Origin of the sequence: Mycolicibacter sp. MU0102 (assembly GCF_963378105.1) — a bacterium.
Classification (GTDB): domain Bacteria; phylum Actinomycetota; class Actinomycetes; order Mycobacteriales; family Mycobacteriaceae; genus Mycobacterium; species Mycobacterium holstebronense.
Map to the genome: position 1 here is coordinate 1 of NZ_OY726398.1, position 14,570 is coordinate 14,570.

The window sequence follows — 14,570 nt, forward strand, 5'->3', positions numbered from 1 at the left end:
TGTGGATAGCATGTCCCTGTACGGCATCCTGACACTGCGGTGCCAGGCCAGACGGCGTCGAACCAGGGGGATGGGGCTTTGAGTGAGGACCCCGGCACTGCCTTCCTCAGTCTCTGGGACGAGGTAGTCGCCGAACTCAACGGTGAAGCCCCGCCAACCAACGGTGCTGCTCCGACGTTGACCCCCCAGCAGAAGGCCTGGCTCAAGCTGGTCCACCCGCTGGCCATCGTCGAGGGCTTCGCGCTGCTGGCGGTTCCGAGCAGCTTCGTCCAAAACGAGATCGAACGGCATCTGCGGACCCAGATCACCGATGCACTCAGCCGGCGCCTCGGTCACGCCATCGAGCTCGGGGTTCGGATCTCGCCGCAAACCGCGGAGGAACAACCGAGCACATCGAGCACCGACAGCGGTGTAGAGGTACGCGCCGACGAAGAAGACGACGACACCACCGACGTCGAATACGACTGGCCTAACTACTTCACCGAACGGCCTAGTGAGGACTCCCCTACCGCCGACGGCGCGAGCCTCAACCGGCGCTATACGTTCGACACCTTCGTCATCGGCACCTCCAACCGGTTCGCCCATGCCGCCGCGCTCGCCATCGCCGAAGCACCCGCACGCGCCTACAACCCCCTCTTCATCTGGGGTGAATCCGGTCTGGGTAAGACTCACCTGCTGCACGCGGCCGGCAACTACACCCAGCGACTCTTCCCCGGGATGCGGGTCAAGTACGTCTCCACCGAAGAGTTCACCAACGACTTCATCAACTCTCTCCGCGACGACCGCAAGGTGGCGTTCAAGCGCAGCTACCGCGACATCGATGTCCTGCTCGTCGATGACATCCAGTTCATCGAGGGTAAAGAAGGTATCCAGGAAGAGTTCTTCCATACCTTCAACACGTTGCACAACGCCAATAAGCAGATCGTGATCACGTCCGATCGGGCGCCGAAACAGCTTGCCACTCTTGAGGATCGGCTTCGTACCCGTTTCGAGTGGGGCTTGATCACTGACGTCCAGCCGCCGGATCTGGAGACCCGGATCGCCATTTTGCGCAAGAAGGCGCAGATGGATCGCCTCGACGTGCCCGGCGACGTGCTCGAGCTCATCGCCACCAGCATCGAACGCAACATTCGCGAACTCGAGGGTGCACTGATCCGCGTCACCGCATTCGCCTCGCTCAACAAGACCCCGATCGACCGGGCGTTGGCCGAGATCGTGTTGCGTGACCTGATCGCCGACGCCAGCACCATGCAGATCAGCGCCGCGATCATCATGGCTGTCATCGCCGAGTACTTCGACACCTCCGTCGAGGAACTACGCGGGCCCGGCAAGACCCGGCCCCTGGCGCAGTCCCGCCAGATCGCCATGTATCTGTGCCGGGAGCTCACTGACCTGTCACTGCCCAAGATCGGCCAGGCATTCGGTCGCGACCACACCACGGTGATGTACGCCGAACGCAAGATCCGCGGGGAGATGGCCGAGCGTCGCGAGGTCTTCGATCAAGTCAAAGAGCTCACCACCCGGATCCGGCAGCGCGCCAAGCGCTGATTCCCGGCTTTGTAGTCCGTCTTCTTACAAAAAACTTTGGACCCACTCGTACCACCCGTCACGGTCGTGCCCTGTGGATACCGCTGCGGACAACCTGTCCACCATCCCGTAACGAACGATCAGTCGATCCACACCGGCTACTTCATACACAGCCGTGTCGGCCGGCCCGGGCGTGTCATTCACTGCTCCTCCCCAACCCCGTGCCCCTGCTCAGCAGCGACGATGCCACGCTGTGCCCAGCATCCACAGGACTTACTACTAATACTGGGAGTTATCCCTCGATTCTTTTTAAAAACAGGTCGTTGGGGATTCGCGTCAACCCGGGCTGTTCACAACCGGCCAGCCGCGTCCGTGGCCAAGGCCATGCTGAGCCGGTCGGTGTCGAGGTTTAACTTTCAAGAAGGCCGTCCAGGCTCTACGGTTGGTGACCTACCGCTCTTACACTTCGGCGTGGGGCGTTACACGGCCGCGGGTGGGGGTGTTCACCAGTCGCCGCAGAGTAGAGCTCGATATCGGGGTGACGAGAGGACGTTATGGACGCGGCGACCACGAACGCGGGTCTGACCGACTTGAAGTTCCGCCTGGACCGGGATGACTTCGCTGACGCGGTGGCGTGGGTGGCGAAGTCTCTGCCGGCCCGGCCTACGGTGCCACTGTTGGCCGGCGTGCTGCTGACAGGTTCCGACAACGGTCTGACCGTGTCCGGATTCGATTACGAAGTCTCCGCCGAAGTTCAGCTTGCGGCTGAGATCGCTTCTCCCGGAAGCGTTTTGGTATCAGGTCGACTGCTCTCGGATATCACCAGGGCACTGCCGGCCAAGCCTGTCGAAGTTCAGGTCGAGTCCACCCGGGTCTCCTTGACCTGTGGGAATGCGCGATTCTCGCTGCCGACCATGACGGTCGAGGATTACCCCACTCTGCCGACACTGCCCGACGAAACCGGCGTGTTGTCCTCAGATGTGTTCGCCGAGGCCATCGGCCAGGTAGCCGTGGCTGCCGGCCGCGACGACACGCTGCCCATGTTGACCGGCATCCGTGTCGAAATCTCTGGTAACACAGTGGTTTTGGCTGCCACCGACCGTTTCCGCCTGGCTGTTCGAGAGTTGAGTTGGTCCGCCGCACCAGGTACCGAAGCGGCGGTATTGGTTCCGGCGAAGACCCTCGCCGAAGCAGCCAAAGCCAGCAGCGACGGCAACGAAGTGCATCTGGCCCTGGGCGCTGGTGCGTCGGTCGGCAACGAGGGCCTGCTGGGCATCACCAGCGCTGGAAAGCGCAGCACCACTCGACTGTTGGACGCCGAATTCCCGAAATTCCGGCAGCTGCTGCCCAGCGAGCATCTGGCCGTCGCCACCATCGGTGTTGCGGAGCTCACCGAGGCGATCAAGCGTGTGGCATTGGTGGCCGACCGGGGCGCCCAGGTGCGTCTGGAGTTGTCCGAGGGCACTCTGCGACTGTCGGCGGGGGCGGAAGATGTCGGTCGTGCCGAGGAGGATCTGCCGATCGACTTCGTCGGCGAGCCGTTGACCATCGCATTCAACCCGACCTACCTCACAGACGGGTTGGGATCGCTGCACAGCGAGAAGGTGTCGATGGGTTTCACGGATCCGAAGAAGCCGGCGGTACTGCGCCCGGCCAGTGCGGAAGACCCCGCGCTGATCGGTGACGGTCCGTTCCCGGCGGTGCCGTCGGATTACGTCTACCTGTTGATGCCGGTTCGCTTGCCCGGCTAATCGGCGCGGGCAGCGACGAGGGGAGGGGTTGGTTTCTCGGTGTATGTCCGCCACTTGGGCCTGCGGGATTTCCGGTCGTGGGCGCACGTCGAACTGGAACTGGAACCGGGCGCGACGGTGCTGGTCGGACCGAACGGCTTTGGCAAGACCAATCTCGTTGAAGCACTGTGGTATTCGTCCACTTTGGGATCACACCGGGTGGCCACGGACGCACCACTGATTCGATCGGGCGCCACCCGCGCCGTGGTTTCGACAATCGTGGTGAATGAAGGCCGCGAACTCGCGGTCGATCTGGAGATCGCCGCAGGTCGGGCCAACAAGGTGCGTCTCAACCGCGCGCCGGTGCGGCACGCCCGCGAAGTCGTGGGGGTGCTGCGTGCGGTGTTGTTCGCCCCGGAAGATCTGGCGTTGGTGCGCGGGGATCCCGGTGAGCGCCGCCGTTATCTCGACGAATTGGCCAGCGTGCGCCGTCCGCGGATCGCCGGAGTGCGCGCCGATTACGACAAGGTGCTGCGACAGCGCACCGCGCTGCTCAAAAGCGCCCCGGGAGCACTGCATCGCGGTGACCGAGCGGTGCTCGACACCCTCGACGTGTGGGATTCCCAATTGGCGCTGCACGGCGCGGAGTTGATGGCCGCCCGTATCGACCTGGTCAACCAGTTGGCGCCGGAAGTCGAGAAGGCCTATCAACTGCTGGCGCCCGGCACCAGAACCGCCGCGGTGGCCTATCGGCCGAAACTTGAGATCCCCATCGGTGCCGAGAACCAGGGCGCGGTCGAACTCCAAGAAGCCCTACTGGCGGAGTTGGCGCGCCGCCGCAGTGCGGAATTGGAACGCGGCGTGTGCCTGGTCGGCCCCCATCGCGACGAGCTGGAGTTGCGGCTCGGCGACCGACCGGTGAAAGGCTTTGCCAGCCATGGCGAATCATGGTCGATGGCTCTGGCGCTGCGACTGGCTTCCTATGAACTACTCCGCAGCGAAGGCGCCGAACCTGTGCTGTTGCTCGACGATGTTTTCGCCGAACTGGACGCCGCGCGGCGCCGGGCGCTGGCCAGCGTCGCCGCGTCCGCAGAGCAGGTCTTGATCACCGCCGCCGTCCCCGATGACATCCCCGCCGACTGGCAAGCCCGCCACATTCGTATCGCGGTGACCGAGGGCGACGAGGGCAGGGTGTCGGAACTGAAGGACGATGCCTCGTGACCGACTCGGACAAATCCCAAGACGAGCCGGCCCTGCAGCCACCGGCGCACCTGGCCGGCCTGACCGGCATGGACCTTGTCCGCCGGACGCTGGCCGAAGCGCGGGAAGCTGCCCGCAGTCAGGGCAAAGACGTCGGCCAAGGCCGCCGGGCGCCGCTGCGCCGCCGTACCCCGGGCGCCGGTGGTGGACGCCGCAGCTGGTCGGGGCCGGGACCAGATCGCCGGGATCCCCAGAGCTTTGGTGCGGCCACCCGCGACCTTGCCCAATCCCGAGGCTGGTCTGCCCAGGTCGCCGAAGGCACAGTGCTGGGTCAGTGGCGCTCCGTGGTCGGTGACGACATCGCCTCGCACGCAACTCCGACCCGGCTCTCCGACGGGGTGCTCAGCGTCGCGGCCGAATCGACGGCCTGGGCTACCCAGTTACGCCTGGTCCAGGCCCAGTTGCTGGCCAAGATCGCCGCCGCCGTCGGTGACGGCGTGGTCAAGACGCTCAAGATCACCGGTCCGACGGCCCCGTCCTGGCGCAAAGGGCCGCTACACGTCTCCGGTCGGGGTCCGCGCGACACCTACGGCTGAGCCGCCGCCGGAATCTGGCGGCTGTGTGGCGCTACGAGCAAAAAAATCGCTCCGGCCACCGGCCGGACACGAGGCAAACCGCGATATCGACGCCACGGCGCAATCAGGTAGGCAGAAACACCCGAAGAAAATACTCGCCGTCGGGACCCCAAGGTAGACTGGCTCAGTATCCCGCGCATGCACCCAAGTGCTGCGTCGAATGCTGACTTGCGAACCTGAGGAGAGCTCCCCGACCGTGGCTGCCGAAAACAAGTATGGTGCCGATTCGATCAAGGTTCTCGAAGGCCTCGAGGCAGTCCGCAAAAGACCCGGTATGTATATCGGCTCCACCGGTGAACGCGGTCTCCACCACCTGATCTGGGAAGTCGTCGACAACGCCGTCGACGAGGCGATGGCCGGCTTCGCCTCTACGGTGACAGTCCGCATCCTCGAAGACGGCGGCGTCGAGGTCACCGATGATGGTCGAGGGATCCCGGTGGCCATGCATGCCACCGGTGTACCCACCGTGGATGTCGTCATGACCGTGCTGCACGCCGGCGGAAAATTCGAGGAAGGCGCCTACAGCGTCTCCGGCGGTTTGCACGGTGTGGGCGTGTCAGTGGTCAACGCCCTGTCGACTCGCCTGGAGGCCGACATCTTCCGGGACGGCTATGAGTGGTTCCAGAGCTACGACAAGTCGGTTCCGGGAACCCTGCGCAAGGGTGAGAAGAGCAAGAAGACCGGCACCACCATCCGGTTCTGGGCGGATCCGGACATCTTCGAGACCACCACCTATGACTTCGAGACGGTCGCCCGCCGCCTGCAGGAGATGGCGTTCCTCAACAAGGGCTTGACCATCGACCTGACCGACGAACGGGTCCGGGTCGAAGAGGTCGTCGACGAGGTGGTCAGCGACACCGCCGAAGCGCCCAAGACCGCCGAGGAACAGGCCGCCGAAGCCGTGGCCCCGCACAAGGTCAAGCACCGGGTCTTCCACTACCCGGGCGGCCTGCGCGATTTCGTTCAACACATCAACCGCAGCAAGACCGCGATCCACCCGACCATCGTCGACTTCGACGGCAAGGGAACCGGACACGAAGTCGAGATCGCCATGCAGTGGAACGGCGGGTACTCGGAGTCGGTGCATACCTTCGCCAACACCATCAACACCGCCGAGGGCGGTACCCACGAAGAGGGCTTCCGGTCGGCGTTGACCAGCGTCGTCAACAAGTACGCCAAAGACAAGAAGCTGCTCAAAGACAAGGATCCGAACCTCACCGGTGACGACATCCGCGAGGGTTTGGCCGCGGTCATCTCGGTGAAGGTGTCGCAGCCGCAGTTCGAGGGCCAGACCAAGACCAAGCTGGGCAACACCGAGGTCAAGTCGTTCGTGCAGAAGGTCTGCAACGAACAGCTCGGCCACTGGTTCGAGGCGAACCCGGCCGAAGCCAAGACCATCATCAACAAGGCGGTCTCGTCAGCCCAGGCCCGGATGGCCGCGCGCAAGGCACGAGAACTGGTGCGGCGCAAGAGCGCTACGGACCTAGGTGGACTGCCCGGAAAGCTGGCCGACTGCCGCTCGAATGACCCGAGCAAGTGCGAACTCTATGTGGTGGAGGGTGATTCGGCCGGCGGCTCGGCCAAGAGCGGCCGCGACTCGATGTTCCAGGCGATCCTGCCGTTGCGCGGCAAGATCATCAACGTCGAGAAGGCCCGCATCGACCGCGTGCTGAAGAACAACGAGGTCCAGGCGATCATCACCGCCCTGGGCACCGGTATTCACGATGAGTTCGATCTGTCCAAGCTGCGCTATCACAAGATCGTGCTGATGGCCGACGCCGACGTCGACGGCCAGCACATCTCTACGTTGCTGCTGACCCTGTTGTTCCGTTTCATGCGACCGCTGGTGGAGCACGGGCACGTGTTCTTGGCGCAGCCGCCGCTGTACAAGCTCAAGTGGCAGCGCGGAACCACGGCAGAATTCGCCTACTCCGACCGCGAGCGCGACGGTCTGCTCGAAGCGGGCAAGGCCGCCGGCAAGAAGATCAACATGGACGACGGCATCCAGCGTTACAAGGGTCTTGGTGAGATGGACGCCAAGGAACTGTGGGAGACCACCATGGACCCGACCGTGCGAGTACTGCGCCAGATCACTCTCGACGACGCCGCCGCCGCCGACGAGCTGTTCTCGATCCTGATGGGCGAAGACGTCGAGGCCCGCCGCAGCTTCATCACGCGGAACGCGAAAGACGTTCGCTTCCTCGATGTTTAGCGATGTAGGCCGATGTTCCAGTGACGTCGGCGAGATATCGCGACATCTGACCTGACTGACTTCTTCACAGAACGAGGAATAGATGACAGACACGACGCTGCCACCCGGAGACGACTCGGTGGACCGGATCGAGCCGGTCGACATCCAGCAGGAGATGCAGCGCAGCTACATCGACTACGCCATGAGCGTGATCGTGGGCCGTGCCCTTCCCGAAGTGCGTGACGGCCTCAAGCCGGTGCACCGCCGGGTCCTCTACGCGATGTATGACTCCGGGTTCCGGCCGGACCGCAGTCACGCGAAATCCGCACGGTCGGTTGCCGAGACGATGGGCAACTACCACCCGCACGGTGACGCCTCGATCTACGACACCCTGGTTCGGATGGCCCAGCCGTGGTCGCTGCGCTACCCGCTTGTCGACGGCCAGGGCAACTTCGGTTCACCGGGCAACGACCCCGCGGCCGCCATGCGTTACACCGAGGCCCGGTTGACCCCGCTGGCCATGGAGATGCTGCGCGAAATCGACGAGGAAACAGTCGATTTCGTTCCGAACTACGACGGTCGGGTGCAAGAGCCGACCGTGCTGCCCAGCCGATTCCCGAACCTGCTGGCCAACGGTTCCGGCGGTATCGCGGTCGGTATGGCGACCAACATCCCGCCGCACAACCTGCGCGAACTCGCCGAAGCGGTGTTCTGGTGCCTGGAAAACCACGAAGCCGATGAAGAGACCACCCTCGAAGCGATGATGGAGCGGGTCAAGGGCCCGGACTTCCCCACTTCCGGTCTGATCGTCGGTTCCCAGGGCATCAGCGACGCCTACCGCACGGGTCGCGGATCCATCCGGATGCGCGGTGTGGTCGAGATCGAGGAGGACTCGCGCGGGCGAGCACTGCTGGTCATCACCGAGCTGCCGTATCAGGTCAACCACGACAACTTCATCACGTCGATCGCCGAGCAGGTGCGCGACGGGAAGTTGGTGGGAATCGCCAACATTGAAGACCAGAGCAGTGACCGCGTCGGTCTGCGCATCGTCGTGGAGATCAAGCGCGACGCGGTTGCCAAGGTGGTGCTGAACAACCTCTACAAGCACACCCAGCTGCAGACCAGCTTCGGCGCCAACATGCTCTCGATCGTCGACGGGGTGCCGCGCACCCTGCGGCTGGATCAGATGATCCGTTACTACGTGGCGCATCAGCTGGACGTCATCATTCGGCGCACCCGCTACCGGCTCCGCAAGGCCGAGGAGCGCGCCCACATCCTGCGCGGTCTGGTCAAAGCGCTCGATGCTCTCGACGAGGTGATCGCCCTGATCCGGGCATCGCAGACCGTCGACATCGCTCGCCAGGGCCTGATCGACCTGCTTGATATCGATGACATTCAGGCACAAGCGATTTTGGACATGCAGCTGCGCCGGCTGGCCGCGCTGGAACGCCAGAAGATCATCGATGAATTGGCCAAGATCGAGGCCGAGATCGCTGACCTGAAGGACATCCTGGAAAAGCCGGAGCGGCAGCGCGCGATTGTGCACGACGAGTTGGCTGAGCTCGTCGAGAAGTTCGGCGATGACCGGCGGACCCGGATCATCGCCGCCGACGGTGACGTCGCCGACGAGGATCTGATTGCCCGCGAGGACGTCGTCGTCACCATCACCGAGACCGGCTACGCCAAGCGCACCAAGACCGATCTGTACCGCAGCCAGAAGCGGGGCGGCAAGGGCGTACAGGGCGCGGGCCTCAAGCAGGACGACATCGTCGCGCACTTCTTCGTCTGCTCCACGCACGACTGGATCCTGTTCTTCACCACGCAGGGCCGGGTGTACCGAGCCAAGGCTTACGAACTGCCCGAGGCGTTGCGCACCGCACGCGGCCAGCACGTCGCCAACCTGTTGGCCTTCCAGCCCGAAGAGCGGATCGCTCAGGTCATCCAGATCAAGAGCTACGAGGACGCGCCATACCTGGTGCTGGCCACCCGCAACGGGCTGGTCAAGAAGTCCAAGCTGACCGACTTCGACTCGAACCGGTCCGGCGGCATTGTCGCGATCAACCTGCGTGACGGGGACGAACTGGTGGGCGCGGTGCTGTGCTCCGCCGAGGAAGACCTGCTACTGGTGTCGGCGAACGGTCAATCCATCCGGTTCTCGGCGACCGACGAGGCGCTGCGGCCGATGGGCCGCGCCACCTCCGGTGTGCAGGGCATGCGGTTCAACGCCGATGATCGGCTGCTGTCGCTCAACGTGGTCCGCGAGGACACCTATCTACTGGTGGCCACGGCAGGCGGGTACGCCAAGCGAACGGCAATCGAGGAGTACACCGCGCAGGGTCGCGGCGGCAAGGGAATCCTGACCATTCAGTACGATTCGCGGCGAGGCCGCCTGGTCGGGGCCCTGATCGTCGATGACGAGAGTGAGCTCTACGCAATCACCTCCGGCGGCGGCGTGATTCGCACCGCGGCCCGGCAGGTTCGCAAGGCTGGACGGCAGACCAAGGGCGTTCGGTTGATGAACTTGGGTGAGGGCGACACACTGATAGCGATTGCGCGGAACGCCGACGAAGAGGCGGCCGACGAGGACTCGGGTAGCTAAACCCGACGTCAGACCCGGCCGCGGCGCGGTGGGGATACGCAGGTAAGGAGTCGTGGGTGAGCGCACCGAACGAGCCGGGGCACCCGGGCAACGGGGGCAAGGCGGAGCCGGCCGGAACCGGTCCGGCCGAGCCGGGTCAACGGCCCCCGGGCCGTCCCGGCCGGATCACCGAGACCGGGGAAGCCCCGCCGTGGCAACGCGGCGGCCAAGCCCGTCCGCCGGCACCGGCTCGGCCCGGAGACGGCGGGGCGCACTCCTCCGGCGTTGACGAGCGGATACGCCGGTTCGTCTCCGGTACGGCTGCCCCGACAGCGCCTCCCGCGCCCGGCGCGCCCCAGCAGGCCCCGGCCAAGCCCCCGGCTGCGGCCAAGCCGCCGGCCCAGCCCGCCAAACCACCGGCTCAACCGGCCAAGCCGGCCGCCAAGGTCGCGCCACCGGTGAAGCCCGCCCAGCCCGACGACGCCTACGCCAGCGAGCTGCCAGATCTGTCAGAACCGGCGCAGCGGCGGTCTCAGGCCCGTCGCCCCCAGGTGTCGGCGGGCCCGCGCGGTCCGCTGCGCGCCAGCATGCAGATTCGCCGGATCGACCCCTGGAGCGCGCTCAAGGTGTCGTTGCTGCTGTCGACGGCGCTGTTCTTCGTCTGGATGATCGCGGTGGCGGTGCTGTACGTCGCTTTGGGCGCCATGGGCGTCTGGAGCAAGCTGAACAGCAATGTGGGCGACCTGTTGACCAACAACAGCGCCGCCGAACTGGTTTCCGCCGGTTCGATTTTCGGCGGCGCCGCGCTGATCGGGCTGGTGAATGTCGTGGTCCTGACCGCGATGGCCACCCTCGGCGTGGTGATCTACAACCTCACCACAGACGTGGTCGGCGGTGTGGAGGTAACCCTGGCCGACCGGGACTGATCGACCGCCTGCCCTGGCCTTTTAGTCGCATTTTGGTCGGGGGACGTTTGGTGCGGTAATCTCGCTCGGTCGTCAGACAATTACGGGCCTATAGCTCAGGTGGTTAGAGCGCTTCGCTGATAACGAAGAGGTCGGAGGTTCGAGTCCTCCTAGGCCCACGAGTCCCATCAGGGGCCTTAGCTCAGTTGGTAGAGCGCTGCCTTTGCAAGGCAGATGTCAGGAGTTCGAATCTCCTAGGCTCCACAATGCGATCGCGAAAGCGTCGCCCTGTGTACTAAATCTTGTGCTGTGCGTCCACGCTCGGTGGGCGCGGCGACGACTCCTGCGGCCGGTTCGAGCGGCGGATCAATACCGCCACCACCCCGCCCGCCAGCAGTGCCGCGCCGGCGGCCGCCACGAGCACCCAGGATCGACGAACATGGCGGCGGGGAGCGGTACCTTCCAACAGCTCCGGGAAGCCGGCGACGGCCTCTTGGGCGGCGGCCAATTCCCGGGCCGCGGCTTCGGCGGCCTCGGCGACGCGATCGGACAGTTGGCTCTCCCGGTAGCGCCGGCGTAGCTCCACCGCCCCGCGGCGCACAGCGGCACCACTGAGACCCGCGGCGCCAAGCGCCACATCCACCGGCCCGCCAGCGCTATGGGCGAGGCCCCGTGTCAGGCGCTCTCGATGGGTCAGCGGGGTCTCGGTCGCCAGGCGCATGGCACAACGCTACCCGTGACGCAGCCCACCACGCCGCGAATGGCAGACTGTGATGCCATGACCTCCAGCTCCATTGCCACCGCAACTGCCACGCTGCACACCAACCGCGGCGACATCAAGATCGCGCTGTTCGGCAACCACGCTCCCAAGACCGTGGCCAACTTCGTCGGCCTGTCCCAGGGCACCAAGGAGTACTCGACCACCAACGCCTCCGGCGGCTCGTCGGGGCCGTTCTACGACGGCGCGGTGTTCCACCGGGTGATCAATGGCTTCATGATCCAGGGCGGCGACCCGACCGGTACCGGTCGCGGCGGCCCCGGCTACAAGTTCGAGGACGAGTTCCACCCCGAGCTGGTGTTCGACAAGCCCTACCTGCTGGCGATGGCCAACGCCGGACCGGGTACCAACGGCTCGCAGTTCTTCATCACCGTGGGCCAGACCCCGCACCTGAACCGCAAGCACACCATCTTCGGTGAGGTCGTGGACGCGGACTCGCAGGCCGTCGTGGACGCCATCGCCACCACCGCGACCGACCGTGCCGACCGGCCCACCGAGCCCGTCGTCATCGAGTCGATCACCGTCGCCTAGCAGCGACGCGCAGCTGTTGTCAGCGGCCGGTGTAACCGGCCGCTGACAGTACTTCAAACACATCGCGTGGGTCGGTTCCCAAATCCCACCGCGACAAGATCAGCAGCTCGTCATCGAGCGTCTCGATCTCCAGTAGCCGATGCTTGCGCCCGATGCGCTGATACTCCGTGACCCGAAGCCGGGTAAGGCTGTCCGGGGTGAGCACTCGGGTACGCCACCAACCGCGCACCGCAAGGCCGTCGAACGTCAGCGCGAGCTTGGGCCGGGCCCGCCAAGACAACCCGGCAAACACCATCAGGCCGACTCCGGCAACGCTGGCCAGAACACGTCCTGGCGTATCTGTGGCGACCGTCACAGCGCCGATGGCTAATACCCCCCCGACAAGCGCGCAACCGGCGATTCCGCCGGCCGGTGGCGACCACTCCGTCTGCTCATGCCGGTCCTGAGTCATTTCGACCTGCGGGTTTCAAAGTTATCTACAGGAGTTGTCCACAGTGGGGATAAATCACATCGATGTGATTGAGCAATTGCTTGGTTGCCCAGCTGGCATCGGCGGCGGCCCGACATAACCGAAATACCGCGTCTGCGCAGCTCAGTGCCAGCGCATGGTGAGCAACAGCCCGGTGATCATGAAGGCAAACGCGATGGCGTAGTTCCACGGGCCCAGCTCAGCCATCCAGTTGAGCGCCGCGGGGGCGTCCAGTCCGGTGGCCCCGAGCTGATACACCATCAGCCACACCAGTCCGAGGAGCATCAGCCCCAGGAACAGTGCGACGAACCATGTGCTGGATGGGCCGCCTTTGACCTTGACCGGGGTACGGCTCACCGACGAAGGGGTGAAGCTGGTGGTCTTCTTGCGAACCTTGGACTTGGGCATCGGTACCTCGGGAAAGTGCGGCGTGAAGCTGCGAGTATGGGTCGGTACGAGATTAGCCCAGCAGGATAACCCAGCTGAGAACGGGAGAGCCGATGGAGCGCAGCGGGCTGCCCTCTTCCGGCCGCCGCTCCCCGTGGCGGCTCGGAGTTCCGCTGGTCTGCCTACTGGCCGGCCTGCTGCTGGCGGCCACGCACGGGGTCTCGGGCGGCAAAGAGATCCGGCGTGGTGACGCCCCCCGGCTGGTCGATCTGGTCCGCTCGACCCAGGCCACAGTGGAAGACCTCACCGCACAACGTGACGTGTTGGCAGCCGGTGTGGGTTCGGTTCACGGTCGAGGCTCCGGGGTTGCCCTGTCGGCGATGCGCAAACGCAGCGAGCAACTCGCCGAGGCCGCCGGGCTGGAGGCGATGCACGGGCCGGGCCTGGTGGTGACACTCACCGACGCCCAGCGCGACGCCAACGGCCGGTTCCCCCGGGACGCCTCCCCCGACGACCTGGTGGTGCACCAACAGGACATCTCCGCTGTGCTCAACGCATTGTGGAGTTCCGGAGCCGAAGCGGTGCAGATGCAGGACCAGCGGATCACCGCGGCGTCGGCGCCGCGCTGCGTGGGCAACACCCTGCTCTTGGACGGCCGAACCTACAGCCCCCCGTACGTGGTGACCGCGATCGGTGACCCGGCCGCGATGCAGGCCGCCTTGGCCGCCGATCCCCTGATCACGCTGTACAAGCAGTACGTGATCCGGTTCGGTTTGGGCTACAGCGAGCAGGTCGGGACGGACCTCGTGGTCGCCGAGACCCCGGCCGTCGCCCGGATGCGCTACGCCGTGCCAGCCGGGCCGGTCGACTACTGACACCGGTGCCCGCGCCGCAAGCGACGATCGCCAGCGCGGCGGAGCCGGGCGCAGCGGGTCGCCGCCATTAACACGGCGGTAGCCTGTTGGTCGTGCGGATCCTCGTCGTCGACAATTACGACAGCTTTGTGTTCAACCTGGTCCAGTATCTGGGCCAGTTGGGTGTGCAGGCTGCCGTCTGGCGTAACGACGACGCCCGCCTGGCCGACCCGGCCGCTGCGGTGGCCGACTTCGACGGGGTGCTGCTGAGCCCCGGGCCGGGCACGCCCGAACGTGCCGGCGCCTCGATCGCCTTGGTCGGTGCGTGCGCGGCCGCGGGGATCCCCGTGCTAGGAGTCTGCCTGGGGCACCAAGCGATCGGCGTGGCCTTCGGCGGCACGGTGGGCCGGGCGCCGGAGCTGCTGCACGGCAAGACCAGCACGGTCTTTCACTCCGATGCCGGGGTGCTCAAGGGTTTGCCGGATCCGTTCACGGCCACCCGCTACCACTCGTTGACGATCCTGCCCGAGACGCTGCCCCCCGTTCTGGAGGCGACGGCGCGCACCCGCGGCGGGGTGATCATGGCGGTGCGGCACACCGAGCTGCCCATCCACGGGGTGCAGTTCCACCCGGAGTCCATCCTCACCGAGGGCGGTCACCGGATGCTGGCCAACTGGCTGGGTTATTGCGGCTACAGCTGCGACGACTCCTTGGTGCGCCGGTTGGAGGAGGAAATCGCCGCGACGGTGCAGACCGCGCGCCCGCCCGCCCCTGTTCCGTAGGCG

Annotated in this window: 13 protein-coding genes and 2 tRNA genes; 12 read left to right on the top strand and 3 right to left on the bottom strand. The window is 65.5% G+C overall.

Features of this window, described 5'->3' with window-relative positions; translation table 11 throughout:
* Positions 1-78 precede the first annotated feature (78 nt).
* The 9 genes from dnaA (at position 79) to RCP37_RS00045 (ending at position 11,030) form a co-directional block, all read left to right on the top strand.
* Positions 79-1,548 (top strand): chromosomal replication initiator protein DnaA, encoded by a 1,470-nt coding sequence (gene dnaA / locus RCP37_RS00005; protein ID WP_308485045.1) that lies wholly within the window; start codon positions 79-81, stop codon positions 1,546-1,548.
* Between the two features lie 533 nt (positions 1,549-2,081).
* Complete coding sequence (gene dnaN / locus RCP37_RS00010) at positions 2,082-3,278, top strand: DNA polymerase III subunit beta (RefSeq protein WP_308485046.1); 1,197 nt, start codon at positions 2,082-2,084, stop codon at positions 3,276-3,278.
* Between the two features lie 39 nt (positions 3,279-3,317).
* Positions 3,318-4,478, top strand: coding sequence for a DNA replication/repair protein RecF (gene recF / locus RCP37_RS00015; protein WP_308485047.1), 1,161 nt, complete (start codon positions 3,318-3,320; stop codon positions 4,476-4,478).
* Positions 4,475-5,053: a DUF721 family protein gene (locus tag RCP37_RS00020; protein ID WP_308485048.1), complete on the top strand. Its 579-nt coding sequence runs from the start codon at positions 4,475-4,477 to the stop codon at positions 5,051-5,053. Before recF ends, RCP37_RS00020 begins: the two co-directional genes overlap by 4 nt.
* A gap of 199 nt (positions 5,054-5,252) precedes the next feature.
* The gene (gene gyrB, locus RCP37_RS00025; RefSeq protein ID WP_308485049.1) at positions 5,253-7,304 is read left to right on the top strand and encodes a DNA topoisomerase (ATP-hydrolyzing) subunit B; all 2,052 of its coding nucleotides are present in this window, start codon (positions 5,253-5,255) and stop codon (positions 7,302-7,304) included.
* A gap of 82 nt (positions 7,305-7,386) precedes the next feature.
* Positions 7,387-9,882, top strand: a complete 2,496-nt coding sequence (gene gyrA, locus RCP37_RS00030) for a DNA gyrase subunit A (protein WP_308485050.1) — start codon at positions 7,387-7,389, stop codon at positions 9,880-9,882.
* 56 nt (positions 9,883-9,938) lie between these two features.
* Positions 9,939-10,787, top strand: a complete 849-nt coding sequence (locus RCP37_RS00035) for a DUF3566 domain-containing protein (RefSeq protein ID WP_308485051.1) — start codon at positions 9,939-9,941, stop codon at positions 10,785-10,787.
* A gap of 84 nt (positions 10,788-10,871) precedes the next feature.
* Positions 10,872-10,945: transfer RNA gene (locus RCP37_RS00040), tRNA-Ile, on the top strand.
* A 12-nt stretch (positions 10,946-10,957) separates the two neighbouring features.
* Positions 10,958-11,030: transfer RNA gene (locus RCP37_RS00045), tRNA-Ala, on the top strand.
* A gap of 31 nt (positions 11,031-11,061) precedes the next feature.
* Here the strand turns inward: RCP37_RS00045 and cwsA are convergent.
* Positions 11,062-11,487 carry a cell wall synthesis protein CwsA gene (gene cwsA / locus RCP37_RS00050; protein ID WP_308485052.1) on the bottom strand — a complete coding sequence of 142 codons (426 nt, stop codon included), beginning with the start codon at positions 11,485-11,487 and terminating at the stop codon, positions 11,062-11,064.
* A 39-nt stretch (positions 11,488-11,526) separates the two neighbouring features.
* Between cwsA and RCP37_RS00055 the strand changes: the two genes are divergently transcribed.
* Complete coding sequence (locus RCP37_RS00055; protein ID WP_308485053.1) at positions 11,527-12,075, top strand: peptidylprolyl isomerase; 549 nt, start codon at positions 11,527-11,529, stop codon at positions 12,073-12,075.
* Positions 12,076-12,094: 19 nt separating this feature from the next.
* Here the strand turns inward: RCP37_RS00055 and RCP37_RS00060 are convergent, their stop codons facing one another.
* Both RCP37_RS00060 and crgA read right to left on the bottom strand, forming a co-directional pair.
* The gene (locus tag RCP37_RS00060; protein ID WP_308485054.1) at positions 12,095-12,526 is read right to left on the bottom strand and encodes a PH domain-containing protein; all 432 of its coding nucleotides are present in this window, start codon (positions 12,524-12,526) and stop codon (positions 12,095-12,097) included.
* A gap of 141 nt (positions 12,527-12,667) precedes the next feature.
* Complete coding sequence (gene crgA, locus RCP37_RS00065) at positions 12,668-12,952, bottom strand: cell division protein CrgA (protein WP_024442104.1); 285 nt, start codon at positions 12,950-12,952, stop codon at positions 12,668-12,670.
* 92 nt (positions 12,953-13,044) lie between these two features.
* On the opposite strand from crgA, the gene RCP37_RS00070 reads away from it, so the two are divergent.
* The gene (locus tag RCP37_RS00070; RefSeq protein ID WP_308485055.1) at positions 13,045-13,806 is read left to right on the top strand and encodes a DUF881 domain-containing protein; all 762 of its coding nucleotides are present in this window, start codon (positions 13,045-13,047) and stop codon (positions 13,804-13,806) included.
* A gap of 92 nt (positions 13,807-13,898) precedes the next feature.
* Entirely contained in the window at positions 13,899-14,567 is a 669-nt protein-coding gene (locus tag RCP37_RS00075) for an aminodeoxychorismate/anthranilate synthase component II (protein WP_308485056.1), read from the top strand.
* The last annotated feature ends 3 nt before the right edge of the window (positions 14,568-14,570 follow it).